The 24844-nt window shown below is 57.9% G+C and carries 22 protein-coding genes and 1 tRNA gene; 14 read left to right on the forward strand and 9 right to left on the reverse strand.

The genetic code is table 11. From position 1 onward, the window contains the following. Positions 1-87: 87 nt before the first annotated feature. On the forward strand, positions 88-2163 hold the full coding sequence (locus tag QOL67_RS09410; protein ID WP_283425719.1) for a bifunctional sulfate adenylyltransferase/adenylylsulfate kinase: 2076 nt from the start codon (positions 88-90) through the stop codon (positions 2161-2163). Between the two features lie 74 nt (positions 2164-2237). Here the strand turns inward: QOL67_RS09410 and QOL67_RS09415 are convergent, their stop codons facing one another. The 5 genes from QOL67_RS09415 to QOL67_RS09435 form a co-directional block, all read right to left on the reverse strand. Beyond that, positions 2238-4022 (reverse strand): amidohydrolase, encoded by a 1785-nt coding sequence (locus QOL67_RS09415; RefSeq protein WP_283425720.1) that lies wholly within the window; start codon positions 4020-4022, stop codon positions 2238-2240. Between the two features lie 136 nt (positions 4023-4158). Continuing rightward, complete coding sequence (locus tag QOL67_RS09420; protein ID WP_283425721.1) at positions 4159-5238, reverse strand: BMP family ABC transporter substrate-binding protein; 1080 nt, start codon at positions 5236-5238, stop codon at positions 4159-4161. Positions 5239-5281: 43 nt separating this feature from the next. Further along, a complete protein-coding gene (locus tag QOL67_RS09425; protein WP_283425722.1) occupies positions 5282-6202 on the reverse strand; it encodes an ABC transporter permease in 921 nt (306 codons plus the stop codon). After that, complete coding sequence (locus tag QOL67_RS09430) at positions 6202-7281, reverse strand: ABC transporter permease (protein ID WP_283425723.1); 1080 nt, start codon at positions 7279-7281, stop codon at positions 6202-6204. Before QOL67_RS09430 ends, QOL67_RS09425 begins: the two co-directional genes overlap by 1 nt. Next, positions 7278-8825, reverse strand: coding sequence for an ABC transporter ATP-binding protein (locus QOL67_RS09435; protein WP_283425724.1), 1548 nt, complete (start codon positions 8823-8825; stop codon positions 7278-7280). The genes QOL67_RS09430 and QOL67_RS09435 overlap by 4 nt, the downstream gene beginning before the upstream one ends. 436 nt (positions 8826-9261) lie before the next feature. Between QOL67_RS09435 and QOL67_RS09440 the strand changes: the two genes are divergently transcribed. Further along, positions 9262-11238, forward strand: a complete 1977-nt coding sequence (locus QOL67_RS09440; RefSeq protein ID WP_283425725.1) for a DUF3604 domain-containing protein — start codon at positions 9262-9264, stop codon at positions 11236-11238. Between the two features lie 52 nt (positions 11239-11290). Here the strand turns inward: QOL67_RS09440 and QOL67_RS09445 are convergent, their stop codons facing one another. The 3 genes from QOL67_RS09445 to QOL67_RS09455 form a co-directional block, all read right to left on the reverse strand. After that, a complete protein-coding gene (locus QOL67_RS09445; RefSeq protein WP_283425726.1) occupies positions 11291-12067 on the reverse strand; it encodes an HpcH/HpaI aldolase family protein in 777 nt (258 codons plus the stop codon). A 142-nt stretch (positions 12068-12209) separates the two neighbouring features. Beyond that, the gene (locus tag QOL67_RS09450) at positions 12210-14138 is read right to left on the reverse strand and encodes a Hint domain-containing protein (RefSeq protein ID WP_283425727.1); all 1929 of its coding nucleotides are present in this window, start codon (positions 14136-14138) and stop codon (positions 12210-12212) included. A gap of 778 nt (positions 14139-14916) precedes the next feature. Beyond that, positions 14917-14991, reverse strand: a tRNA-Thr gene (locus QOL67_RS09455). An 87-nt stretch (positions 14992-15078) separates the two neighbouring features. Here QOL67_RS09455 and QOL67_RS09460 point away from each other — a divergent pair. Genes QOL67_RS09460 through hisD form a run of 5 tightly spaced genes read left to right on the forward strand, consistent with a single transcriptional unit; the run spans position 15079 to position 18843 of the window. Continuing rightward, positions 15079-15255, forward strand: a complete 177-nt coding sequence (locus tag QOL67_RS09460; protein WP_283425728.1) for a hypothetical protein — start codon at positions 15079-15081, stop codon at positions 15253-15255. Further along, positions 15256-16524, forward strand: a complete 1269-nt coding sequence (gene murA, locus QOL67_RS09465) for a UDP-N-acetylglucosamine 1-carboxyvinyltransferase (RefSeq protein WP_283425729.1) — start codon at positions 15256-15258, stop codon at positions 16522-16524. After that, entirely contained in the window at positions 16521-17003 is a 483-nt protein-coding gene (locus tag QOL67_RS09470) for a DUF2948 family protein (RefSeq protein WP_283425730.1), read from the forward strand. Before murA ends, QOL67_RS09470 begins: the two co-directional genes overlap by 4 nt. Continuing rightward, on the forward strand, positions 17000-17491 hold the full coding sequence (locus tag QOL67_RS09475) for a GNAT family N-acetyltransferase (RefSeq protein ID WP_283425731.1): 492 nt from the start codon (positions 17000-17002) through the stop codon (positions 17489-17491). The genes QOL67_RS09470 and QOL67_RS09475 overlap by 4 nt, the downstream gene beginning before the upstream one ends. Positions 17492-17541: 50 nt before the next feature. Next, positions 17542-18843 carry a histidinol dehydrogenase gene (gene hisD / locus QOL67_RS09480; RefSeq protein ID WP_283425732.1) on the forward strand — a complete coding sequence of 434 codons (1302 nt, stop codon included), beginning with the start codon at positions 17542-17544 and terminating at the stop codon, positions 18841-18843. Positions 18844-18914: 71 nt separating this feature from the next. Here the strand turns inward: hisD and QOL67_RS09485 are convergent, their stop codons facing one another. Further along, positions 18915-19685, reverse strand: a complete 771-nt coding sequence (locus tag QOL67_RS09485) for an SDR family oxidoreductase (RefSeq protein WP_283425733.1) — start codon at positions 19683-19685, stop codon at positions 18915-18917. Between the two features lie 54 nt (positions 19686-19739). Between QOL67_RS09485 and QOL67_RS09490 the strand changes: the two genes are divergently transcribed. From QOL67_RS09490 to QOL67_RS09520, 7 genes are all read left to right on the forward strand, one after another. Next, positions 19740-20309, forward strand: coding sequence for a UPF0262 family protein (locus tag QOL67_RS09490; protein ID WP_283425734.1), 570 nt, complete (start codon positions 19740-19742; stop codon positions 20307-20309). 5 nt (positions 20310-20314) lie between these two features. Beyond that, positions 20315-20788 carry an arsenate-mycothiol transferase ArsC gene (locus QOL67_RS09495; RefSeq protein ID WP_283425735.1) on the forward strand — a complete coding sequence of 158 codons (474 nt, stop codon included), beginning with the start codon at positions 20315-20317 and terminating at the stop codon, positions 20786-20788. 74 nt (positions 20789-20862) lie between these two features. Further along, entirely contained in the window at positions 20863-22626 is a 1764-nt protein-coding gene (locus QOL67_RS09500) for a tetratricopeptide repeat-containing sulfotransferase family protein (RefSeq protein ID WP_283425736.1), read from the forward strand. A 132-nt stretch (positions 22627-22758) separates the two neighbouring features. Further along, positions 22759-22977 carry a translation initiation factor IF-1 gene (infA, locus tag QOL67_RS09505; RefSeq protein WP_007205486.1) on the forward strand — a complete coding sequence of 73 codons (219 nt, stop codon included), beginning with the start codon at positions 22759-22761 and terminating at the stop codon, positions 22975-22977. Positions 22978-23042: 65 nt separating this feature from the next. Next, positions 23043-23621: a Maf family protein gene (locus tag QOL67_RS09510; RefSeq protein WP_283425737.1), complete on the forward strand. Its 579-nt coding sequence runs from the start codon at positions 23043-23045 to the stop codon at positions 23619-23621. Then, complete coding sequence (locus tag QOL67_RS09515; RefSeq protein ID WP_283425738.1) at positions 23618-24640, forward strand: ribonuclease E/G; 1023 nt, start codon at positions 23618-23620, stop codon at positions 24638-24640. The genes QOL67_RS09510 and QOL67_RS09515 overlap by 4 nt, the downstream gene beginning before the upstream one ends. Then, entirely contained in the window at positions 24637-24819 is a 183-nt protein-coding gene (locus QOL67_RS09520; RefSeq protein ID WP_283425739.1) for a DNA gyrase inhibitor YacG, read from the forward strand. The genes QOL67_RS09515 and QOL67_RS09520 overlap by 4 nt, the downstream gene beginning before the upstream one ends. The last annotated feature ends 25 nt before the right edge of the window (positions 24820-24844 follow it).

Here is a 24844-nt window from a genome sequence, read left to right on the forward strand (position 1 = left end):
TTTGCTATGCAAATGCCAAATAGGGCTTTGAGATTTCACCAAATCACCCTATGTGTTCACGCGTGAACACACTTTGAGTCGTTTGTAATGTCGTTTCAGACCGCCAAACCCACATCAGATGAGGAAGACGTGCTCTTCCGCCTTCTGCGCCAGCTTGATCAGGCGCCGGACGCATCTCAGCGCGCCACTGCGGCGGCTGTCGGGATTTCTTTGGGGCGTCTGAATGCGCAACTGCGTGCTGCGGCAGAAGCCGGGTTGATTACTATTAGTGATCGCGCAGGCCCGGACAAACGACAGAGGTTTGCCTATTCGCTCACCCGGCGTGGTGCAGTGGAGAAAGTGCGGCTCACCGATCAATTCCTCGCCCGCAAGCTCGCAGACTACAACGCGCTGCACGCGGAACTGACAGGCTCGGCAAGCGGCCTGGTCCCTATCAAACACAGGACACATCCAATGCAAAACAACCTGGCTCCTATTCCTGAGCTCTATGTTTCTTACGAGAGCGCTCAGAAACTGAAAACTGAAGCGGCTGATCTGGTCAGCTGGGATCTGACACCGCGTCAGATCTGCGATCTTGAGCTGTTGATGAACGGTGGTTTCAACCCACTCAAGGGCTTCCTGACCGAGGAAGACTACACCGGTGTGGTGGAAAACATGCGTCTGGCAGACGGCTCGCTGTGGCCAATGCCCATCAACCTGGATGTGTCCGAAGAGTTCGCGGCCGACCTACAAGACGGCCAGGACATCGCGCTGCGCGACCAAGAGGGTGTGATCCTCGCAACCATGACTGTGACCGACAACTTTGTACCAAACAAAGCGCGCGAAGCGGAAATGGTGTTTGGTGCAGATGACGATGCGCACCCTGCTGTGAACTACCTGCACAACCAAGCGGGCAAAGTGTACCTCGGCGGTCCGGTGACTGGCATTCAACAACCGGTGCACTATGATTTCCGTGCCCGTCGCGACACACCAAATGAGCTGCGCGCCTACTTCCGCAAAATGGGCTGGCGCAAAGTGGTTGCGTTCCAAACCCGCAACCCGCTGCACCGCGCGCACCAGGAACTGACCTTCCGCGCCGCAAAAGAAGCGCAGGCCAACCTGCTGATCCACCCGGTTGTAGGTTTGACCAAGCCAGGTGACGTGGACCACTTCACCCGCGTGCGTTGCTATGAAGCTGTGTTAGACAAGTATCCTCAGTCGACCACCTCTATGTCATTGCTGAACCTCGCCATGCGTATGGCAGGTCCACGCGAAGCGGTTTGGCACGGTCTGATCCGCGCCAACCACGGCTGCACCCACTTCATCGTTGGCCGTGACCACGCTGGCCCCGGCAAAAATTCTGCAGGCGAAGACTTCTACGGCCCGTATGACGCACAGGAATTGTTCCGTGCGAACGAAGAAGAAATCGGCATCACTATGGTCGACTTCAAACACATGGTTTGGGTGCAAGAGCGCGCGCAGTATGAGCCAATGGATGAAATTCAGGACAAAGACGACGTCACCATCCTGAACATTTCCGGCACCGAGCTGCGCCGCCGTTTGGCTGAAGGTTTGGAAATTCCTGAGTGGTTCTCCTTCCCAGAAGTTGTGAAAGAGCTGCGCAAAACCCGTCCACCACGGGCACAGCAGGGTTTCACCGTGTTCTTCACAGGTTTCTCCGGCTCCGGTAAATCCACCATTGCAAACGCGCTGATGGTCAAGCTGATGGAAATGGGTGGCCGCCCTGTGACTCTGCTGGATGGCGACATTGTGCGGAAGAACCTGTCCTCCGAGCTGGGTTTCTCCAAAGAGCACCGTGATCTGAACATTCGTCGTATTGGCTATGTGGCGTCCGAGATCACCAAAAACGGTGGTATCGCCATCTGTGCGCCGATCGCGCCTTATGCCACCACCCGTCGCGCGGTGCGTGAAGACGTTGAAGCCTTTGGTGCCTTTGTTGAAGTGCACGTTGCGACCTCGATTGACGAATGTGAACGCCGCGACCGCAAAGGCCTCTACAAGCTGGCGCGCGAAGGCAAGATCAAAGAGTTTACCGGTATTTCTGACCCATACGACGTGCCGGCCAACCCTGAGCTGAGCGTGGAAACCGAAGGTGCGGACGTGGACAACTGTGCCCACCAGGTGATCCTGAAGCTGGAAAGCCTGGGTTTGATCTCCGGCTAAGTCTGCTGGACAGTCGAAATAGGAAAAGGCTCGCTTTTGGCGGGCCTTTTTGGTTTTTTGGAAGTTTAGCGTGTCTAGTTTCTACGTGTGGCCGCGTGGGCCACGTCCAGAATATGGTGGCCCATAGGTGCAAGAAAATCAGCTTTCTGGGGGCCATCTGGCGCGCGATAGATTTCTTTGTCGTGTTTGATGGTGACCTGCACCTTGATGTCAGCCAGCGTTTCCGGGTCCACGGCAGTTGGGTCGTCGGACAGGATCACAAAATCCGCCACTTTACCCACTTCGATGCTGCCTTTTGTGCTCTCCTCGAAGTGTTGGTAGGCAGGCCAAAGCGTCATAGCCTTGAGCGCAGTCATCACATCAACACGGTGGTGTGGGCCCAGGATGTCGCCGGAACGGGTGCGGCGGGTCACAGTTGCTGACAACACCCGCATGCTGTTGGGGAAAGCAACAGGGGCGTCGTGATGGGTGCCAAACATCATACCGCGCTCGCGCACCCAGCCGGTCGGGGAGATATTGTCTGCGTTGATCGGGCCGACAGTGTGATCGCGGTGCCAATCCCCCCAATAAAACGTGTGCATCGGGAACAGGGACGGGAAGACGTTGAGCTGGTTCATCTCCGCCACTTGGTCTTCGCGCAGGAACTGGCCGTGGATCAGCACGGGCCGGCGGTCCGCCGTGCCGTGTTTGGCTTCTGCGGCTTTGATGGCAGCAAGCAGCATGTCGGAGGCGCCTTCGCCATTGGAGTGTGTCAGAATTTGGATGTTGTTTTCAAACGCCCACTCGATGGCGGCGTTGACCTGATTTTCGCTGGCGGCCGAATAGCCCTTGTAGCCGGGGGGATAGCTGCCCACCGGGTCATAATAGGGGCGGTCACGCAGGGCGGTGAAGCCTTGTGGTGAGCCGTCGATGGTGAGTTTTGCGCCAGCGATGCGCACGCCGTTTTCATAGGTGTCTGATTGGTTGGCGAGGATGTAGTCCCGGTCGACCAGCACGTCAGGATAGATTGCTAAGTCGACGGGTATATCCCCAGCCGCGGCCACGGCGCGGGCGATTCCTGCAACTTGTGGCGTGGCCCGGCCTTCTTGCGCGGTGGTGTAGCCAAAGCTGGCCCAGAGTTGTGTGCCTGCGCGGGCAAAGGCCTTGAAGCCCTCCTCACCAACCCCGCCCATGAGCTTACCTAAGACGAGGAAGAAGGCGTTTTCTTCGAGCACGCCGTTGGGCGTGCCGTCGCTGGCGTAGCGGATCACCCCACCGGACGGTGTGGGGGTCTCGCGGGTGATGTCGGCGGCGGCCAAGGCGGCAGAGTTGGCCGCGCCAAAGTGGCCGGATTGGTGCACAATGATGATGGGCACGTCCTTGGAGACCGCGTCGAGGTCTTCCTTGGTGGGGTGGCGCAGTTCAGCCAGTTGGGATTGGTCATAGCCAAAACCCACAATCAGGTTGGCGGCGTCAATAGCGGGCTGGTTGTTGGCGATCCAGTCACGCAGGGTGTCTTGCAGGGAGGCGATGTCCTGCACCTCGCCGTCCGGGGGGGCGAGCAGGTTGGCGGAGAGGGCTTGCAGACCGCCCATCACCGCGTGGCCGTGGCTGTCAACAAAACCGGGCAACATGGTGCCGCCGTCCAGATCAAAGACTTTGGTGGTGTCGCCCTGGTGGGCGAGCATGTCGGAGAGGGTTCCCACGGCAAGGATGCGCCCGTCTTTCACGGCCACAGCTTCTGCATGAGGGGCGGCGTCGTTGATGGTTAGAATGGGGCCGCCAGAATAAATTGTGTCGGCAATCTCCTCGGCAACAAGGGGCGCGGATAGAAAAGTGGAAAGCACAAGTCCGCCAAACGTGGCTGTCAAACGAGTCATCACAAAATCCTTCTGGGTTATGAGATGACTGTGCGGGGTGGGCTAAAGCCTGTCAATCGTCGGTTGAGTACGGGGCTGCAAAAGGAAAAGGCCCGCCGAGGGGGCGGGCCTTTGTAGCAATCAAATAAAGATCAGCTTAGTTTGGGATCTCGGCTGTGATGCCTTCAACATAGAAGTTCAGACCGGCCAGACCGTTGTCGCCATAGTCAGCTGCGGTTTCACCTTCTGCCAACCATGCGGAGCCGTCCTGCTTGTTCAGCGGGCCGGTGAAGGCGTGGTAGGAACCGTCTGCGAGGGACTCTTTCAGAGCCAGCGCGGAGGCTTTGACGTCCGCTGGAACCGCGTCGGAAATTTCACCGATGCCAACCATGCCAGCGCCGATGCCGTCCCATGTGGACACGGATTCCCATGTGCCATCCATGACGGCTTGGGTGCGGGCCACGTAGTAAGGTGCCCAGTCATCGATGATGGAGGACACGCGTGGGAATGGAGCGTATTCGCCCATGTCAGACGCCTGACCAAAAGTGATCACGTTGCCAGCGGCCTGAGCGGCGGCCTGTGGTGCGGTGGAGTCGGTGTGCTGCAGGATCACGTCAGCACCTTGCTCGATCAGAGCTTTGGCAGCGTCAGCTTCCTTGGCTGGATCAAACCATGTGTAGGCCCAGATCACGGAGAACTCGATGTCCGGGTTCACTTTCTTGGCGTGGATATAGGCAGAGTTGATGCCACGGATCACTTCCGGAATTGGGAAAGACGCGATGTAGCCAACTTTGTTGGTTTTGCTCATGTGGCCCGCGATGTGGCCCTGAACAGCGCGGCCTTCGTAGAAGCGTGCGGAGTAAACGGATACGTTGTCAGCCTGCTTGTAGCCGGTGGCGTGCTCGAACTTCACCTTTGGGAATTTTTTGGCAACGTTGATGGTTGGGTCCATGTAGCCAAAGGAGGTGGTGAAGATCAGGTCTGCGCCTTGCAAAGCCATCTGAGTGATCACGCGTTCAGCGTCGGCACCTTCTGGCACGCTTTCAACAAAGGTGGTTTCCACTTTGTCGCCAAATTTGGCTTCTACAGCCTGACGGCCTTTGTCGTGTTCATAGGTCCAGCCGCCGTCGCCCACTGGGCCAACGTAGACAAAGCCCACTTTGGTGGTGTCAGCCATGGCGGTGGTTGCCAGACCCAGCGCAACAGCTGCGCTTGTGAAAAGTTTGGTCAGTTTCATTTTGGGAAGTCCCCCTGTTGGTGGCAGTTTTTTATGTGTTGCCTCATTGTGAGGCGTGGAAGGTGCGGCCAAGAGAGGCGGGTGCACCGCTTTTGTCAGCCGACATAATAACCAGAACGAGGATGGTTATCAGATAGGGCGACATTGCCAAGTATTCGACTGGGATGGCAATACCCGCCGCCTGTAGATTGAGCTGTAAAACATTGATTCCGCCGAAAAGATAGGCACCCAGCAGCACACGCCATGGCTTCCAGCTTGCGAACACCACCAGTGCCAGTGCGATCCAGCCGATCCCGGCGGTCATGCCTTCGGTCCACTGTGGGACGCGGATCAAGGAAATATAAGCCCCGCCGAGACCAGCACAGGCGCCGCCAAACATGATGGCAAGGATGCGCACGCGGATCACGTTGTAGCCAAGCGCGTGGGCGGCATCATGGCTTTCACCCACCGCCCGCAGGATCAGACCTCCGCGGGATTTCTTCAGAAACCAGTAGACCGCTCCGGTCAAGGCGATGCCAAGGTAGAGAACCGGGTCGTGGCTAAACAGGATCGGGCCAAGCACCGGGATGTCCGACAGCACCGGGATGTCGAGCTTGGCCATCGCGGGTGGTTTGATGCCCACGTAAGACTGGCCCATGAGCGCGGAGAGGCCGAGGCCAAACAGGGTGAGCGCCAAACCGGAAGCCACTTGGTTGGCCAAGGCAAACTGTGTGAGGAAGGCAAACAGCAGTGACAGTACAGCGCCTGCGAGCATGGCGGCCACAAGGCCCAGCATTGGTGAGGTGGTTTCCACCGAAATGGCAAAGCCTGCGATGGCGCCGATGATCATCATGCCCTCGACGCCGAGGTTCAGAACCCCAGCGCGTTCGACCACAAGTTCACCAATGGCGGCCAGCAGGAGCGGGGTGGCTGCGACCATCAGAGAGGCGATCAGCAGGACGGGGTTGATAGCGGAAAGATCCATTATGCGGCTCCCTTAGATTTAAGCACCACGCGGTAGTTGGTGAGCAGGTCGAGGGCGAGCAGGAAAAACAACAACATGCCCTGAAAGACCTGAATGGCGGCGGACGGAAGACCAAGGTTGCCTTGGGCCAGATCGCCACCCACATAGGTCAGCGCCATCAGCAAAGCTGCGAGCAGAATGCCGACCGGGTGTAGGCGACCCAAGAAGGCCACGATGATGGCGGTGAAGCCATAGCCAGACGCGAAGTCGATGTTGATCTGGCCGGAGGGGCCGGTGACTTCGAAAAATCCAGCCAACCCAGCCAATGCACCGGAGGTGCCGAGGCAGAACAGGATCAGGCGGGTGGGGTTCACCCCTGCAAAACGCGCCGCGCGCGGGGCTTCGCCGGTGAGGCGGATGTTGAAGCCAAGGATGTGGCGGTTGAGCAGAATGTAGGAGAAAATCACTGCGATGAAGGCAAAAGCCATGCCCCAGTGCAAACCTGCGGCCTCGTTGATCCAGCTGCTGCCGGCGGGGAAGTCAGAGAAGTTGCGCGAGCCGGGGAAGCCCATGCCTTCGGGGTTGCGCAACAGGCCCAGCGACATGGAGGCCAGCAGTTGGTCTGCGACATAGACCAGCATCAGCGAGACAAGGATCTCATTGGTGCCAAAACGGACTTTTAGGAGCGCGGGGATCATGCCCCAGGCCCAGCCACCCAACGCACCAGCAATGATCATCAAGGGGAAGATCAGGCGGCTTTCCGTGGGATAGAAGGCCAGGCCCACGGCGGCGCCACAGATCGCGCCCATGATGTATTGGCCTTCGGCCCCAATGTTCCAGATGCCCGCTTTAAAGCCAAGAGACAGGCCAATGGCGATCAGCACCAGAGGTGCGGCTTTCACCAGAAGCTGGGGGCGGTAATAGAAGGCAAATTCGCCAAACACCGGATCCCAGAAGATGGTGCGGATGGCTTCAATCGGGTTTTTGCCCAGCACAGAAAACAGCAAACCACCCATGATCATGGTAATGATCACCGCGATCAGCGGGGTGGAGAGCGACAGGGCGCGGGACGGTGTGGGGCGTTTCTCCAGCGCGATCATGCGCTTGCTCCTTCTTTTTCTTCATCGCCAACATGGGCGACTTCCATGCCGTGGGCACCGCCCATCATCAGGCCAATTTCATCAATCGAGAGGCCCGCAGCCGGGCGGAGGTCGGACAAGCGACCTTCGTTGAGCGCACCAAAACGATCAGAGATTTCCATAAGTTCGTCGAGGTCTTGAGAGATCACCACAATTGCGGCACCCCCTGCGGCCAGATCCAGCAAAGCTTGGCGGATCGAAGCGGCGGCAGCGGCGTCCACACCCCATGTGGGCTGGTTCACCACCAGCACTTCGGGGCGTTGCAGCACTTCGCGGCCAATCACAAATTTTTGCAGGTTACCGCCAGAGAGGGCGCGGGCTGCCACGTGGTTGCCGGGTGTGCGCACGTCAAACTCTTTGATGATGGTGTCGGCGAACTCGGTGGTTTTGGACCAGTTCACAAAGCCATTGTTGGTCAATCCTTCGCGGATCGCACCGGTGAGTAAGGCGTTTTCCGTCAGGCTCAGATCAGGTGCGGCTGCGTGGCCAAGACGCTCTTCTGGCGCGGCAAGGATACCCATCCCGCGGCGGGCATTGGGGCCGAGATTGGCCACATCTTGGCCGTTGACCTTGATTGAGTCGGGCCAGGTGAGGGATTCACCGGAGAGCGCAGAAAGCAGCTCGTCCTGACCGTTGCCCGCGACACCGCCGATGCCAAGGATCTCGCCAGCGCGCACCGTGAAGTGGATGTTCTTGAGTGTCGTGCCATAGTCGTTGGTTGGCTCAAGTGTGAGGCCGGACACATCCAAAACAACGGCACCAGCTTTCTCGGTGGTGCGTGTTGGGGTTTGCAAGGTGTCGCCCACCATCAATTCCGCCATGTCCCGCGCGGAGGTGTCCGCGGGCACACATTCGCCAACGTTTTTACCAAGACGCAGAATAGTAGCGTGGTCACACAGGGCGCGAATTTCTTCGAGCTTGTGGGAGATGTAAAGGATCGAGGTACCTTCGGCTTTCAGCTTGTTCAGCGTCTGGAACAGGATCTCGACTTCTTGTGGAGTCAGAACCGAGGTGGGTTCGTCCATGATCAAAAGCTTGGGGTCTTGGAGCAGGCAGCGGATGATCTCCACACGCTGGCGTTCACCAGCGGAGAGGTCACCCACAGTGCGGTTTGGATCAAGCGGCAGGCCGTAGGTTTCAGAGACACGGCGGATGCGGCGGGCGAGGTCGCGCATGGCTGGCGGGTTCTCCATGCCAAGTGCCACGTTCTCCGCAACCGACAGCGCGTCAAACAGCGAGAAGTGCTGAAACACCATCGCCACGCCTGAGGCGCGGGCGGCTTTGGGTTCGGGTGGGGCAAAGAGTTGCCCGTTCCACGTCATGGTGCCGCTGTCCGGTTTCACCAGGCCGTAGATCATTTTCACAAGCGTGGATTTACCGGCGCCATTTTCGCCAAGCAGGGCGTGCACTTCATTGGTGCCGATGTCGAACGAGACATCGTCATTGGCCACCACGCCGGGGTAGGTCTTCGTCAACCCCTTGATGGAGAGTAGTGGTGTGCTCATATCTGTCCCCTTGGCTGCAGGTCTTGCGCTCCGCAAAACGCAAAACCGCTGAAATTCTTACGCATTCACCCTAGAAACTGGCCTGCCGTGTCTGCAAGATAAACTTCGGCGACGCCTTTCCCTCAGGCCGTTAACAGCCCGTACGGCATTTGCTGGATACCCTCCATATCCTTGGTTTTTAAGGGTTAGGCCAGAGTATTTTCAATGATTTGTAGAAAGAGTTGCAGGGCTGAACGCCAAGCAGTTGCCTAAGATTTGCACTGACATTGAGGCGTTTGAGAGCGCGACTCTGCAATCAAGAGGGGACACAGGGAGTCGTTTTTGCTTGGTTTGTGCCAAAATTGCGGTAGCGTGACAGCATAATACACCGATCACATTTCAATTCTCGCAGTCCCGTATGCTTGGGCTGTTCTGATTTCTATTTGGGAGTAGTTGAATGACGCATGTTGGTTCCGCATTTTACCCCGTAACCCTGTCTCGCGCGAAAACCTGTGTGGCTGCACTGAGTACCGCCACCCTGCTATTGGCCGCGCCGGGCAATGCCCAGGTTGTGCCGTCTGAAGAGGCGGCGGAAAGTGGGTTTGCCGACGCGCCGTATTCCCCCTATGCCAACCGGTCTTTCCCGACGTTTCCGTTGTGGGGTGAGACCCATTTGCACACCGGTCTGTCACTGGATGCGGGGGCCTTTGGCAACATCCTTGGACCCGACGATGCCTGGCGGTTTGCCAAGGGTGAACAGGTGGTGTCCTCCACCGGTCAGCCAGTAAAGCTCAGCCGCCCGCTGGATTGGATGGTGCTGACAGATCACACCGACCTGATGGGTTTTGCGCCAGATTTGCAGGCGGGAAAACCAGGTGTTTTGGCCGACCCCAAAGGGCGCGAATGGTATGAGGGCTATAAAAAGGGCGGGGCCGAGGCCGGGAAGACGGCTTTTGACCTGATCACCAACTTCGCGCAGATGACGTTGCCTGAATTGCTGGTGGAGAGTTACAGCCCCGGTGCTGACCCATTTGCCTTTACCTGGGAAAAAATTGTGAATGCGGCTGAAGAGCACAATGATCCGGGGCGGTTCACAGCCTTTATTGGCTTTGAATGGACCTCCGTGCCCAAGGGCTTCAACCTGCACCGCAATGTGATGCTGCGCGACGGGCCAACGCGCGCCTTGCAGGTGGTGCCGCCGGTCACACAGCCGCCCATGGGGGACACCGACCCGTTCCACCTTTGGGATTGGCTAGAAACATATCAGGAAAAAACCGGCGGACGTGCTGTGGCCTTTGCGCACAATGGCAACCTGTCCAATGGCTGGATGTTCCCAACCGAAGACACCTACCACGGCGGTAAGGTGGATGAGCAATACGTGCAGTTGCGGGCCAAATGGGAGCCGCATTATGAGATCACGCAGATTAAAGGCGACGGCGAGGCGCACCCTTTCCTAAGCCCTGATGATGAGTTTGCGGACTATGAGAACTGGGACACCGGCAACCTCGATCTGACTGAGTTAAAAACCGAAGACATGCTTGGCCGCGAGTATGCCCGAGAGGCCCTGAAGCAGGGTCTTGCTCTGGAAAAGAAACTCGGCGTGAACCCGTATAAATTTGGCATTGGTGGGGCCACAGACAGCCACACAGGGCTGGCCACTGCTGAGGAAGAGAACTTCTTCTCCAAGTCGGTGAGTGTGGAACCATCGCCAACGCGGATTGATCACCCGTTTATTGCCAGCGATCTGGGCAGAATCGAAGGCCACCAGCTTGTGGCGTCAGGGTACACAGCGGTTTGGGCGACAGAAAACACACGCTCCGCGATCTTTGATGCTTTCAAGCGCCGCGAAACTTATGCCACCACCGGCCCACGCATGGGTTTGCGGTTCTTTGGCGGCTGGGAGTTTGACGAAAATGACATGCGCACCCGCAACCCTGCGGTTGTTGGCTATGCCAAGGGTGTTCCGATGGGGGGCGATCTACAAGCCAATGAAGGTGGTGGCAGTGCGCCAAGCTTCTTGCTGGCAGCATTGCGTGATCCCATTGGGGCCAACCTCGACCGGATGCAGGTGATCAAGGGTTGGATGGATGCGGACGGAGGTTTGCACGAAAAGGTCTATGATGTCGCGTGGTCAGGTGATCGCGAGATGGATGCCAACGGCAAAGTGCCCGAGGTGGGCAACACTGTTGATCTGGAAACCGCCAGTTGGGCCAATACCATTGGTGCGTCAGAGTTGACCTCGGTGTGGACGGACCCGGATTTTGATCCTGCGCAACCGGCGTTCTACTATGTGCGGGTGCTGGAGATTCCAACCCCGCGCTGGGTGGTCTACGACAAACTTCGGTTTGGGATCGACCTGCCTGCGGAGGCGCAGCTGATCCATCAGGAGCGGGCGTATTCGTCACCAATCTGGTACACACCGCCGAAGGGGTAAGGCTCTTTATCGCAAGGTCATTGGGGGCGCCTGAGTAGGCGCCCCTTTTTTGTTATGAGATCAGAGCCTTGGCGTCTTTGCTCAGTGCCCGCGCCGCGGTGGCCAGAATCACCGTGTCGATACCCACTGCCACAAAAGTCGCACCCAAATCGAGGTAGGTTTTGGCGGCCTCTATTGAGAACGTCAGTATGCCCGGCGCTTTACGGGCTGCCGCGATGCGGGTGATGGCGTCTTTGATGATCGCCTGCATCTCGGGTGCTTCGGGTTGGCCGGGGAAGCCCATGTCAGCCGAAAGGTCGGCGGGGCCGACGAAAACGCCATCCACACCCTCAACAGCCAGAATGTCATCGAGGTTCTCGATGGCGGTGCGGGTTTCGGCTTGCACCAGCACGCAGATTTCTGCGTTGGCGGTGGTGGCGTAGTCTGAAATGGCAGCAAATTGGGTCACGCGCGATCCGTAGCCGCCCATACCTCGCACGCCGTCGGGCGCATAGCGGCAGGCGCGCACAATGGCGGCTGCCTGAGCGCCGGTGTCAATCATCGGCACCAGCACTGTTTGCGCACCTGCATCCAGAACCTGTTTGAGCACCCAATCCTCACCAATCGGCACACGAACGACCGCGTGGCTGTTTGTGGGTTCCAAGGCACGGACTTGGTCGGTGATTGAGCGCAGATCGTTGGGGCCGTGTTCACCATCCACCACCAGCCAGTCAAAACCGGTGGTGCTCATCAGCTCGGCCGCAATGGTCTCACCAAAACTCATCCAACACCCAATTTGGGGCTGTTTGGCGGCAAGGGCGGCTTTGAAAGGGTTGTGAGGCGCTGGCATAAGAGGCTCCGGTCAGAACTTTGCGTGTTAAGCAAATTGACGGCATTCCTCCGCGACTGTCCAGCCTTGGTTTGTCATCCCAAAAACGAGAAAGGCCGACCCGAAGGTCGACCTCTCCCATAGCGAACTTTTGACTGTGGGGTTAGCCCAGCAGTTTGGCCTCGTGACGCTTCAGCGACAGGCGGGCGGCGGTGTAACCCACCAGACCGTCACGTTGCTGCAGCTCGGGGAACAGAGCGTAGATTTCGTCGCGCTGTTCTTTGCCGATGCCGTTCATAGAGTATTCACCTGGCTGGAAGCTTTCGCTCCATGCGCCGTCTGCGAGCACCACTTCGTGGTTGTCACAGAGGAAGTGAATGTAGTCCACGCCAACCACGTCGATCTGCTCCACACCATCAAGGTGGGTCAGGTGCTTCGCCGCCACCAGAACTTCGCGCTCTTCAAAGAGCAGCTCGGCTTGCTCGGACACCAGCAACATGCGGTGAGATGGGGAGACCATCATGTCGCGCTCTGGCTGATTTGGACCCAGCGCACCCTGTTTGATCAGGATCGGACGCAGTTCAGCACGTGCCATCAGGTCGCGGCCAGAGACATGCTTGCGGCCAGCCCAGCGGATGGTTTGCAGACCATTGTCGCGGGTCACCACTTGGTCGCCTTCGCTCAGGTTTTCAACCGCCACTTCGCCCATTGGGGTCAGGATGCGGGTGCCTGGTGTGAAGCACACAATCTCTTCGATGTTCTCAAACGTTGCGGTGCCAGTCACATAAGGTTCGTCACCGGTGCTGTCGAGGAACTCGACCGTGCCGTCGATGCCATTACCGTCGCTGTCGGTGGTCTCGTCCACGATGCGCCAGTCGACACCTTCGGTGCCTTCAATCTGCAGCACGTCGTGGTCGTCACCGGTGGAGCCGCCGCGGATGACGTCGCCGTCACCCTCTTCGCCGGAGCCAATGATAAAGCGGTCTGCGTCTTCGCCGCCTTCCATGGTGTCGGCGCCTGCGCCACCGTCGATGGTGTCGTCGCCTTGCTGGCCGTAAATGACGTCATCGCCATCTTCGCCCATTAGCGAGTCGTCAGCCTCAAAGATCGAGGTCGGTGCAACGCCGTCAAAGAACACGTCAGACACAACAACGTCAGATGGCTCACCATCCAGGTTGACGTTGATGATCTCCATCCGCGCCACTGGGCCAGGAATGGCAACCAGAACGGAGTTGTCGATGTCTTCGGCGTCGCTTGGGTTGGTGCCGTCAGAAATGGCAGCTTCGGTTGTACCGTCACCGTTGATGTCCACCAAGTGCAAGTTGGTGTCACCGCTGGCATACATGGTCACTTCGATTTCGTTACCGTTAGCGTCCCATGCGCGGACCTTAACAACGGCGGACTCGTCAATGTCGCTGATGCGGAACAGCACGTTCTCAACGGGTTCGGAGAAATCCACACCCTTGGTCACGGTGGCATTGGTGCCGGTGCCGGTGGTCAGATTTGCGCCGGAGTTGACGTTGGCGTCTTCGTCGCCTGTGTCCACGTCCGTAAGCAGTTGTGTAGTTGTCGCAAAGCTGGTGTCGCCGCCGCCAGAAGTTGTGGTTGATATGGACACGCTCACAGAGCCGGTGTCCTGTGAATAGCCGGTTGGCACTGCTGCGCCATCCGCAAAGCCAGTCACTTCGCTCCAGTTGAAGCTTTCGCGGGCTCCCTCAGGGCTGGCGCCATCCGGATTGATGTCCCCAAAGATGGTGTCGTTGCCACCACCGCCATATACTGTGTCATTGCCTGCGTCACCGGTGATGAAGTCGTCACCTGGTTCGCTGCCGTCAGCAGGGCCTTCGGCGTGGTCGGTTTCATCACCGTATACCACATCGTCGCCGCCGCCAGCGCTGACGTCATCGGCGCCATCACCCGCATAGATGGTGTCGTCGCCATTGCCTGCGGTGATTTCATCATCGCCGTCTTGGGCACTGATGACGTTGCCGCTGTTATCAATTGTATCGCCGTCAACGTCTACATAGCCAACCGACATGGTGTCGTCGTTCTCTGTACCGTCAACAATTCCCGGACCGTTTGGATCAGCCATTGTACCCTCTTTCTCATCATGCAAGCCGCGGGCGTCGCCAACCTAGCCAAAAACCCAAAAATCGGGTTCGCAGCGCCGTTTGGCGTTCATCACGCGGCATCGCTGGATGCCCTCTACATGTCGTTTGGCTGCCCCAAGCCAGAACTCGTCCCCCAGTTGGACTTGCTACAAATATGATGCAATCGAGGCGAGGAAGAAACAAAAACCTGAAAAATTTGACGAAAAGCGCCGCAATTACGGCGCCATTGAGTGTTAAATTTTGGTTAATGCCCGTTGGGGTGCTGGCGCTATTGTTTCCGAATTTGGGCGCAATCATGGCATGAAATGAGGCTTTTGTCTGCCGGAGGGGAACATATTTGAGCCTTTATTGGCTTGGGCTTCCCTGAGGTCACTTCGTTGGGCAAGTTGTCGTTTCCAAGTGTGAACCAATGGCGGAAGGTTAAGCCGAAAATCGGTTGTGGTACGCCAGACACAGGCGGGCGTTTGGGATTGTTGATTAAATGAGGACAAGCTGAGGTTAGGTGAGTAATTGACCCCGGATTGGGAACGATGTCGCTCGAATCGCCGGGCGAAAAATCAGGAGATGGCGCGGTCTATTGCCACATAAGAGCGAATCTCATGTTGGGCGATTCTGTCCGTGGTTTTTCCGTTGATCTGACAAGCGTCACGAGATCTCAAAGCGGTGCGGAAAAGGTGGTGGCCCGGCGGCGCCGACGCAAGTGCGCCAACGCAAACTCTGCCGAAGCATGTGTTGTGTGTTACCAGTATTGGGGACCGGTGGTGCTGTGAGGGAGGATCGAACTCCCGACCTCACCCTTACCAAGGGTGTGCTCTACCACTGAGCTACCACAGCATGACCGTGGCGCGGTGTTTAGGACCAAACTTCATCATGTGCAAGCGCAATCTGGACCCTTTTTTGCGGGTCATGTAAAGAAACTGCATGGAACGTAAAACGACCCCAGTAAATAAAGCCAAAAAATCTGCCAACAGCCGTGACGATCGGCTAAAGGCAGCGTTAAAAGCGAATATGGGTCGCCGCAAAGCGCAGGCCAAAGCGCGTGCGCAAAGCGATGCGTCCGACTCAAATGAGGCAGTGAAGAGTGAAGGGCAGGATTAAATGGATTCGATAGTTGTACGCGGCAACGGGCCGCTAAAGGGGCAAATCCCAATTGCGGGGGCCAAAAACGCCTGTCTGACGCTGATGCCGGCCACGTTGCTGAGCGAAGAACCGCTGACGCTGACCAACGCGCCACGGCTGAGTGACATCAAGACCATGAGCGAGTTGCTTGGCTCATTGGGTGCGGAAGTGACCAGCTTGCAGGATGGCAAGGTGTTGGCCATGTCGAGCCATGACATCAACAACCACATCGCTGACTATGACATCGTACGCAAGATGCGCGCCTCCAACCTTGTGCTTGGCCCGATGCTGGCGCGTCTGGGCCATGCGGTTGTGTCGCTGCCCGGCGGGTGTGCCATTGGCGCCCGTCCGATGGATTTGCACATCTTTGGTCTGGAGAAGCTGGGCGCAGAGATTGAGCTGAAAGATGGATACCTGCATGCCAAGGCGCCAAACGGCCTCAAAGGTGCGGTGATCGAACTGGCCTTTGCCTCTGTTGGGGCAACCGAAAATATCCTGATGGCGGCCACGCTGGCCAAGGGCACAACAGTGATCAAAAACGCCGCGCGGGAGCCGGAGATTGTTGATCTGGCGACCTGCCTGCGCGCGATGGGCGCACAAATTGAGGGTGACGGCACCTCTGACATCACCATTCAGGGTGTCGATCGTCTGCATGGTGCAACGCACCCTGTTGTGACCGATCGGATTGAGCTGGGCACCTTTATGTTGGCGCCAGCGTTCTGTGGCGGCGAAGTGGAATTGCTGGGCGGACGTCTGGATCTGGTGGAGAGCTTTGTCGCCAAGCTGCACGAAGCGGGGATCGACGTGGAAGAGACCGATAAAGGTCTCAAGGTGGCCCGCAAGAACGGCCGCGTGAAGGCTGTGGATGTGACCACCGAGCCGTTCCCGGGTTTCCCGACCGATCTGCAGGCGCAGTTCATGGCGATGATGTGTACGGCCGCAGGTACGTCGGTGCTGGAAGAGAAGATTTTTGAGAACCGCTTTATGCACGCCCCTGAACTTATTCGTATGGGCGCCAATATTGAGGTGCACGGCGGCACCGCAACAGTGCATGGTGTGGAGAAGCTCAAAGGCGCGCGCGTTATGGCGACTGATTTGCGCGCCTCTGTTTCGTTGATCCTGGCTGGGTTGGCGGCGGAAGGCGAAACCATTGTCAGCCGGGTGTATCATCTGGATCGCGGGTATGAGCGCATTGAAGAGAAGCTGGGCGGCGTTGGTGCCCATATTGAAAGGGTACAGGAACAGTGACGCAGCAGGATGCACGGTTTGAAGATGGCGGCGATCACCCGCTCAATCTCGGCGCGTTGGATGCGGAGGATCCGCAAGTCCTCTCCACGCTGGCGCAGGATGCCGTTTTTCCGGCGTCCGAGATGCAGTGGCTGGCCAAAGAGCGCCGCTTTGCCGTGTTGCTGAATCGGTTCCGCTGGGAAGACCAAACAGCAGCAAATCGCCGCAAACGTTCGGTGGAGCGGGTGCAGAGCCTGATGGTGGTGGACAATGTTGTGCGCGTCGCATCCCAGGGTGTGGAGCGCGGTGATGCGGACACCATCCTGTCGGTTTTGTCTGTGACATTTGAGCCGGGCGAAGACGCCGACGGCGCGGTGATTCTAACTTTGGCAGGCGACGGGGCGATCCGGTTGCAAGTGGAAGCGCTTGAAGTGTCCCTAAAAGACGTGACGCGGCCTTATATTGCACCTTCCAGATCCACGCCAAACCATCCAGAATGATCCGCGCTCTTACGGCCGGTAATTTGAATGCCTACCGCAGTCTTTGGCTGCACGGGCTGAGCGCCGATCCATCAGCGTTTCTGCTGACCGCGGCTGAAGCGGTGGCCACAGCTGACAGCGCTCTGGTGGCCAAGCTTTCTGCGGGTGAGGTGATTGGTGCGTTTGATAGCGAGGCGCTTGTAGGCTTTGTGGCGCTGCGGCGGGGTGGGCCCGAACGTATGCGACATATGGCAGATGTTGGCCCTTTATATGTGCATCCGTCTGCGCGGCGGCGCGGATTGGCGCGGGCGTTGTTAGATGCCGCTGTGGACGCGGCCTTGCAAATGGGCGTGTTGCAACTGGAGCTCTGCGTCGACAGCCAGAACCTTGGCGCGCAGGTGCTTTATCAGGCCTGTGGCTTTGAGCAGATTGGTCTGCGACCTCGCTCAGTGATTGTGGATGGCGTGGCGCGCAATGATCTGTTGATGCTGAGACAGCTTGACGCTTGAGCCTCCAAGGGGCGCGGTCTAAGAAGGCGTGACCTTTACGGAGAGACCAAATGCCCGTTTTTCTTGATGCGCAAGCTGCTGATTTTGAAGCCGCCTTCACCACCCTTTTGGGGGCGAAACGTGAAGACAGCCCGGATGTCGACGCCATTGTGGCAGACATCATCGCAGACGTGCGCCATCGCGGGGACGCGGCGGTTATTGAGCTGACGGCGAAGTTTGATCGTCTGGAGCTGACACCGGAGACGCTGCGGTTTTCTGAGGACGAGATCGAAGCCTACTGTGCACAAGTGAGTGACGCCGATCGCGCCGCATTGGAGTTGGCGGCGGAGCGGGTGACAGCCTACCATGCACGTCAAATGCCAAGTGACGAGAGCTGGACCGATGAAAGTGGCGCCACACTTGGGTGGCGTTGGACACCGGTGTCCGCTGCAGGGCTTTATGTGCCTGGTGGTTTGGCGAGCTACCCGTCGTCCGTGCTGATGAACGCGATCCCGGCCAAAGTTGCCGGTGTGGAACGGTTGGCGATTGTGGTTCCAACACCGGATGGCGTGGCCAATCCGCTGGTCTTGCTGGCGGCACGGTTAGCCGGGGTGGACGAAGTTTATCGCATTGGGGGCGCGCAGGCCGTGGCCGCGCTGGCGTATGGCACCGACACAATTGCACCGGTGGATAAGATCACCGGGCCGGGCAACGCCTTTGTGGCAGCAGCCAAACGGCGCGTGTTTGGCAAGGTGGGTATTGATATGATTGCCGGACCAAGTGAAATTCTGGTGATCGCGGACAAAGATAATAACGCGGATTGGATTGCGCTCGACCTGCTAAGTCAGGCGGAGCACGACGAAAGTGCGCAGTCACTGTTGATCACCGACGATGCCGACTTTGGTCAGGCGGTTGCTGCGGCCGTTGATAAACGTTTGGAAACGCTGGAGCGGCGTGAGATTGCCGGGGCCAGTTGGCGTGACTTTGGTGCGGTGATCACCGTAGCGGATTTGGATGAGGCGGCGGCTCTGTCGAACCGGATTGCGCCGGAGCACCTGGAGCTCTGCGTGGCGGACCCAGATGCGCTGTGTGAAAAAATCACCCACGCGGGTGCGATTTTTCTGGGTCAATTCACGCCGGAGGCGATAGGCGATTATGTTGGCGGGCCGAACCACGTGCTGCCCACCGCCCGCTCTGCGCGGTTCAGCTCCGGCCTGTCGGTGATGGATTTTATAAAACGCACCACCCTGTCGAAGATGACACCGGAGGCCTTGAAGGCGATTGGTCCGGCGGCAGAGGCGCTGGCAATTTCTGAGAGCCTTGAGGCGCATGGTCTAAGTGTGCGTGCGCGTTTGGATGCATTGAACAAGTAAGAGGGGGCGTTGCCCCGTCACAGCCATCTGTGATCCCCCAGGATATTGGGGGAATATGAATGTGATTAGCCTCAATAATGGCTGGTGTAGCCGCCATCCACGGCCCAGACCTGTCCCGTCACATAGCTGGCAGCGGCGCTGGCGAGGAAGAGGATGGTGGGGGCAAGCTCTTCGGGATTGCCCCAGCGTTTGAGAGCGGTGGCGTTTTGTAGTTTCTCCAAAAGAGCAGGGTCTTCGGCCGCCGCCGCGTTGGGCTCAGTTTTGAAGAAGCCTGGTGCCACAGCGTTCACGTTTATGCCATCTGTCCCAAGTTCGGCAGCCAAAGCTTTGGTCATTCCGTTTATGCCCGCTTTGGCCGATGTATACGCCGCGTCGCCGGATTGCGCGATGAGGCCCGCTATGGATGAGATGTTCACGATGCGCCCATACCCGTTGGCGCGCATTTGGTCCGCGGCGCGTTGGGACAGGCGAAAAGGCGAGATCAGGTCGACGTTCAGCAGGGATTGTAAGTCGTTGCGAGTGAACTTTGGTAGAGTCCGACGGTCGCGTTGCCCAACATTGTTCACCAGGATGGAGAGCCCTCCGGCGGTGGCCAGTGTTTGAAATGCCAGTTCAGCGGCAGTTTCATCCGCAACATCAAAGGGCAGGGATGTGGCTTTTAGACCTGCCTTGCGCAACTTGGCCGCAACTTGGTCGCAACGTGTTTCGCTGCGTCCGTTGATCCAGACGTGTGCGCCGGCTTGTGCGAGCAGTTCAGCGGCGGCCTTGCCGAGCCCATCGGTGCTGCCGGTGATCAAGGCGTTTTGATTATTGAGATCAAAGGCGGGCAGGGGCGACGGCATGGCGTGTCCTTTCAGTGGGTTGGGCATGGATTGCGCAGGGCACGCTGTCTGTCAATGCGCCGTAAGTGCGACCGTGGCAACCGATGGACAAAGCGGGGGGTGGTGCGCTACTCATGCTGCATCGCAAAAACGCAAGAGACTGACATGTCCCGGATCAGCCACATCCAAATTGACGACCGCAACCTGCCGCCTCCCACGCCGGAGATTGATCAGGAGCGCAAGGTGGCGATTTTTGATCTGTTGGAGGAGAATAGTTTCTCACTACCCAAGCGCGATGATCGTGTGGTCCCGGACGGGCCATTTTCCGTCGATCTGTCGATCCGCGAAAAACGGTTGGTGTTTGATGTGACCAGCGAAGGGGGCGACAAGGCGGCGGAGTTTCATTTGAGCCTGTCGCCGTTCCGCCAGGTGGTGAAAGACTATTGGGCCATTTGTGAGAGCTATTTCGATGCTGTGAAAAACCTGCCGCCAAGTCAGATTGAGACTATCGATATGGCGCGACGCGGCATTCACAACGAAGGGGCGCGGGTGTTGCAGGAACGGCTGGAAGGTAAGGCTGAAATTGACACAGATACGGCGCGCCGTTTGTTTACCTTGATCTGCGTTCTGCACTTCGGGGGCTGAGCTAAGTGGCGGATCCCGATCAGAAGCAGGTTTTGCCACAATCGGTGCTGTTCTGTTGTGACCAGAACGCGGTGCGCTCCCCCATGGCGGAGGGCATCATGAAGAAGTTCTATGGCCAGGACGTCTATGTGCAATCGGCCGGGATTCGCAGTGATCTGGAAATTGACGGCTTTGCCATTGCGGTGTGTTCCGAGATTGGCGTGGAGCTGGACCGGCACCGCACCCGCAGCTTTGAAGAGATGGAAAAGCTGGGCGATGAGCTGTCCAGTTTTGACATGGTGGTGGCACTCACGCCGGCCAGCCGCAGCCAGGCAGAGGAACTGACGCGGTTTGATCATCTTGAGCTGGAGTATTGGCCAGTGACGGATCCCAGCGGGGCGCAAGCCGGAGATGGGCGTGAGGCGAAGTTGGCTGCATACCGCGTCGCGCGGGATGAGATTGTGACCTATCTGCAAGGCCGCTGGGGTCCCCCGAGTTAAGAATTTGTGTGCCTGCTAACTTTTTGTTTGCCATAATTGGCGATGCTTGCGGTGGTTTCAGCAAAGGACTCACCATGCGGCAGAATTCGCCAAACGTTTCGAAGACCCAAGCAATGGATCTTGGTGTGATCCAATCGCTTTATGATAAAGGTGAGTTTCGCAAAGTTGTGTTTCGTGCGCAAAAGGCCCTAAAGATACGCCCGGGTCATGTGGGTTTGCACGCGCTGGCTGGGTTTTCGGCGCAGCAATTGGGCGATGATGGGATCGCCGAGACTCTGCTGTTCAAGGCCGCGCAGCTAGCGCAAGAGGAGGGAAATACCTCCCTTGAGTTGCCGTTAGGGCTTGTGCAGGCAGGGCGCCATGCGCTGGCCGTGCCGCTTTTTGTTGCGTGCCTGAAAGAAACACCAGAACACGCAGCGGCTCTCAATGGTCTTGGTCGGTCCTTGCTTGCACTGGGTGAGGTGGAAAACGCGATTGTTCTGCTTGGCGATGCGCTTAAACATGGTGCCGATCAGCCGAGATACGCAGCTGATCTTGGCGCCGCGTTTGAAGCCTCGGGCCAGCCGGTTTTGGCGTTGGAGTGTTATGAAATTGCGAGAAAACTGGCCCCCAAGCTGGGCCGTTTTACGCGTTCTGCGAAGGTGATGTACGGCCTGGGGCAGTTTGGTAAAGCGGTTGAGTGTTTGGAAGAAGGGCTTGCTCTTTGGCCGGATGATCCTGCGCTGTTGAGCAATTATGCGTCGGTCCTAAATGCGCTCGGGCGCCGCGCCGACGCCTTGACGCAGTGGCAAAAGGTGCTGGAGGCACACCCTTCCTACAGCATTGCCTATTCGAACTTTGCCAACAGTCAGAAGCCGTCCTTGATTGAGGGGTTTGAGGATCGGATTGACGCCCAATTGAAGCGCAACTCCGCCAAAACCGATGTGCTCAAGTTTCGCTATGCCAAAGTTGCCGTGCTTGAAGAGCGCGGTGACTATGAGGTGGCCTATCGCAATTTGTTGACCGCAAATGCGCTTCGATTTGAAGAAGCCGGTTTTGATATCGAGGCAGAGGCGCGTCTGTTTGATCAAATTAAGCAGCAGTTTGAGGATCAGCCCGAGCTTGAGCTTGCTGTCGGAGAATCCGAGGCCACACCGATCTTTATTCTTGGCATGCCGCGGGCTGGGTCGTCTTTGACGGAAACCATTATTGGCCGGCATTCTGAGGTCGAACAAAAAGGTGAATTGGATTACCTTGCATTGCTGGTCAATCAGCTGGGGCTGCTCGGCAACCCATTTGACAGCGCGCAAGCCAACTTGTTTCGGCAAACTTATTTGTCCCGTCTGACCCAAACCGGCGGAGGCGCTTTCATCACCGACAAAATGCCACAAAACTTTCGTCTGATTGGGCATATCGCGACGGCTATGCCCATGGCGCGAATCGTGCATGTGCACCGCGATCCCAAAGCCTGTTGCTGGTCCAATTTCCGTCATTTCTTTGCCAGCGACAGCCTTGGCTTTACCAACGATGTTGACTGTCTGATCCGCTACTATGACATGTATTGTGACATGATGAGGTTCTGGTCTGAGCGGTTTCCTGGGCGGATTATTGATGTCAATTATGAGAACTTAGTTGCGGATCCAGGAGCGCAGATTCCCGTTTTAATTCAATCACTTGGCTTGGAGTGGCAGGAAGAATGCCTTGCGCCGCAAGACAGTGCCACAGTGGTGCGCACAGCCTCTCAGGATCAGGTGCGTCAGAAAATCTACAAGGGCAGCGCCCAAGGTTGGCGCAAGTATGAAGCGCAAGCTGGTAAATGGCTTGACCGCCTCCCATCACATCAGCCAATTGGCGGGTAATATGATGGTTTCGCTGGAGTATCTTCGGATAATTCGGCTTCTTTTGGTTTTGGCCCTTGAAAAAAAGGGAAAAAGCCCTCATTTAGGCGCACGTCCTGCAACATGCTGCAGGTGCTAATCAAAGGAGAGACCATGGCGAAGGAAGAACTGCTCGAATTTCCCGGTGTTGTGAAGGAACTCCTGCCCAATGCGACGTTTCGGGTCGAGCTGGAAAACGGCCATGAGATCATCGCACATACGGCAGGCAAGATGCGCAAAAACCGCATCCGTGTTCTGGCTGGCGACAAGGTTCAAGTCGAGATGACACCTTATGATTTGACCAAAGGTCGGATCAACTACCGCTTCAAATAAGCGAACTACATCAAGACACTGCGCGGCCCCAAGCGGGCCGCCTTTTCGCATTTAAGAGGTCCGGCATGCGGTTGATACTTGGCTCGGGCAGTCCGCGCCGCAAAGAATTGTTGGCGCAGATTGGGGTGGTGGCAGATGCTGTTTGCCCGCCTGACATCAACGAAGACCCCGATAAGAATGAGTTGCCGCGCCCGTATTGTGTGCGTATCGCGCGTGAGAAAGCACTGGCGGTTGAGGCTGCGGCCTCTGACGTTGTGCTGTGCGCGGATACAACGGTGGCCTTGGGGCGCCGCATTATGGGCAAGCCGCGTGATTCTGATGAAGCGGCCGCGTTTCTCAGGGCGCTGTCGGGCCGTCGCCATCGGGTGATCACCGCCGTTGCTCTGCGCAAGGGCGATCAGCTGTTTGAGCGCGATGTGGTCAGCGCGGTGAAAATGAAACGCCTGTCCACCGAAGAGCTCAACGCCTACCTTGCCACCAATGATTGGCAGGGCAAGGCAGGCGGATATGCTATTCAAGGCCCGGCCGGGGCTTTCATCCCGTGGATTTCCGGCTCGTTTACCGGCATTGTTGGCCTGCCCGTGGCCGAAACCGCTGGCCTGCTGCAAGCGGCCGGCTACCCGCTTTACAAGGAGCGCACATGAACGGACGTCAGATCATTTTGGACCACATTGAGGGGCGCGAAGCCGCCGCCTTGATGGTGGATGGCCAGCTCGATGACCTGCTGATTGACAGCGATATGCCACGCCCCGGTACAATCTACCGCGCGGTGGCGGATCGGCCTGTCAAAGGGCAGGGCGGGATGTTCTTAAAAACCCCGGATGGCATGGCTTTTTTGCGCCAGGTCAAAGGCCTTGCACCCGGCGATGTGCTGTTGGTGCAGGCGACTGGTCTGGCCGAGCCGGGCAAGGCAATCCCGGTGACGCAGAAAGTGCTGTTCAAAAGCCGCTATGCCATTGTTACCCCGGGGGCGCCGGGAGTGAATGTGAGCCGCTCCATCCGTGAGGAGGAGCGCCGTGACGCCCTTCTCGGGGTGGCCCATGGGGTGGTGGAAACACCGGATGCCGGGATCATCCTGCGATCTGCCTGTGCCGAGGCGGATGATGCAGATGTGGCCGAAGACATTGCCGCCATGCTCGATCTGGCGGAGCAGGTTTTGGCGGACGCCGACGGCCCTGCGGAGAAACTGATCGACGGCGACGGTCCGCATGTCGCAGCTTGGCGGGATTGGTCTGAGCCTGCTGAGGTGGTGACCGAGGCTGGCAGTTTTAACACCCACGGTGTGCTTGATGCGCTGGAGGCGGCACAAGGCGCGCAGGTGTCCTTGGGCGGCGGTGCCTATATGTATGTCGAACCCACCCGCGCGCTTGTTGCGGTGGATGTGAACACCGGCAAAGACACCTCGCCTGCGGCAGGCACAAAAACAAATTTTGCCGTCGCCAAAGCGCTGCCGCGGGCCTTACGCGTGCGCGGACTAGGCGGGCAAATTGTGCTGGATCTTGCGCCCATGCCCAAGAAAGACCGCCGCGGCTTTGAGAGCACGCTGCGCGCGGCGTTCAAGCGGGACACGATTGACACCGCTTTGGTGGGCTGGACCCCTTTGGGGCACTTTGAATTGCAACGCAAAAACGCCCGTGTGCCTCTTGCGGAGTTGCTAAATTGAGCTGCCCGATCTGTAAGAAATTCACGGTGCAAAGCTATCGTCCGTTCTGCTCCAAGCGCTGTGCGGACATTGATCTGGGCAAGTGGTTTGGCGGCGACTATGCGGTCCCCTCACACGATCCGGAAGAGGCGATTGAGGCTTTGGAAGCGATTGAAAAGCAGTCATCGCGATTGCATTGAATTTTTTGTCGAATCCCTCTGGACA

Origin of the sequence: Shimia sagamensis, from assembly GCF_900182745.1 — a bacterium.
Taxonomy (GTDB): domain Bacteria; phylum Pseudomonadota; class Alphaproteobacteria; order Rhodobacterales; family Rhodobacteraceae; genus Shimia; species Shimia sagamensis.

What these genes read in the sequence shown, in the direction of transcription:
- infA (WP_007205486.1), top strand. Translation starts at nt 22,759, where the DNA reads ATGGCGAAGGAAGAACTGCTCGAATTTCCCGGTGTTGTGAAGGAACTC.
- QOL67_RS09410 (WP_283425719.1), top strand. Translation starts at nt 88, where the DNA reads ATGTCGTTTCAGACCGCCAAACCCACATCAGATGAGGAAGACGTGCTC.
- QOL67_RS09445 (WP_283425726.1), bottom strand. Translation starts at nt 12,067, where the DNA reads ATGCCAGCGCCTCACAACCCTTTCAAAGCCGCCCTTGCCGCCAAACAG.
- QOL67_RS09485 (WP_283425733.1), bottom strand. Translation starts at nt 19,685, where the DNA reads ATGCCGTCGCCCCTGCCCGCCTTTGATCTCAATAATCAAAACGCCTTG.
- QOL67_RS09450 (WP_283425727.1), bottom strand. Translation starts at nt 14,138, where the DNA reads ATGGCTGATCCAAACGGTCCGGGAATTGTTGACGGTACAGAGAACGAC.
- QOL67_RS09425 (WP_283425722.1), bottom strand. Translation starts at nt 6,202, where the DNA reads ATGGATCTTTCCGCTATCAACCCCGTCCTGCTGATCGCCTCTCTGATG.
- QOL67_RS09415 (WP_283425720.1), bottom strand. Translation starts at nt 4,022, where the DNA reads ATGACTCGTTTGACAGCCACGTTTGGCGGACTTGTGCTTTCCACTTTT.
- QOL67_RS09420 (WP_283425721.1), bottom strand. Translation starts at nt 5,238, where the DNA reads ATGAAACTGACCAAACTTTTCACAAGCGCAGCTGTTGCGCTGGGTCTG.
- QOL67_RS09510 (WP_283425737.1), top strand. Translation starts at nt 23,043, where the DNA reads ATGCGGTTGATACTTGGCTCGGGCAGTCCGCGCCGCAAAGAATTGTTG.
- QOL67_RS09460 (WP_283425728.1), top strand. Translation starts at nt 15,079, where the DNA reads ATGGAACGTAAAACGACCCCAGTAAATAAAGCCAAAAAATCTGCCAAC.
- QOL67_RS09475 (WP_283425731.1), top strand. Translation starts at nt 17,000, where the DNA reads ATGATCCGCGCTCTTACGGCCGGTAATTTGAATGCCTACCGCAGTCTT.
- hisD (WP_283425732.1), top strand. Translation starts at nt 17,542, where the DNA reads ATGCCCGTTTTTCTTGATGCGCAAGCTGCTGATTTTGAAGCCGCCTTC.
- QOL67_RS09490 (WP_283425734.1), top strand. Translation starts at nt 19,740, where the DNA reads ATGCGCCGTAAGTGCGACCGTGGCAACCGATGGACAAAGCGGGGGGTG.
- QOL67_RS09430 (WP_283425723.1), bottom strand. Translation starts at nt 7,281, where the DNA reads ATGATCGCGCTGGAGAAACGCCCCACACCGTCCCGCGCCCTGTCGCTC.
- QOL67_RS09440 (WP_283425725.1), top strand. Translation starts at nt 9,262, where the DNA reads ATGACGCATGTTGGTTCCGCATTTTACCCCGTAACCCTGTCTCGCGCG.
- murA (WP_283425729.1), top strand. Translation starts at nt 15,256, where the DNA reads ATGGATTCGATAGTTGTACGCGGCAACGGGCCGCTAAAGGGGCAAATC.
- QOL67_RS09435 (WP_283425724.1), bottom strand. Translation starts at nt 8,825, where the DNA reads ATGAGCACACCACTACTCTCCATCAAGGGGTTGACGAAGACCTACCCC.
- QOL67_RS09515 (WP_283425738.1), top strand. Translation starts at nt 23,618, where the DNA reads ATGAACGGACGTCAGATCATTTTGGACCACATTGAGGGGCGCGAAGCC.
- QOL67_RS09500 (WP_283425736.1), top strand. Translation starts at nt 20,863, where the DNA reads ATGCGGCAGAATTCGCCAAACGTTTCGAAGACCCAAGCAATGGATCTT.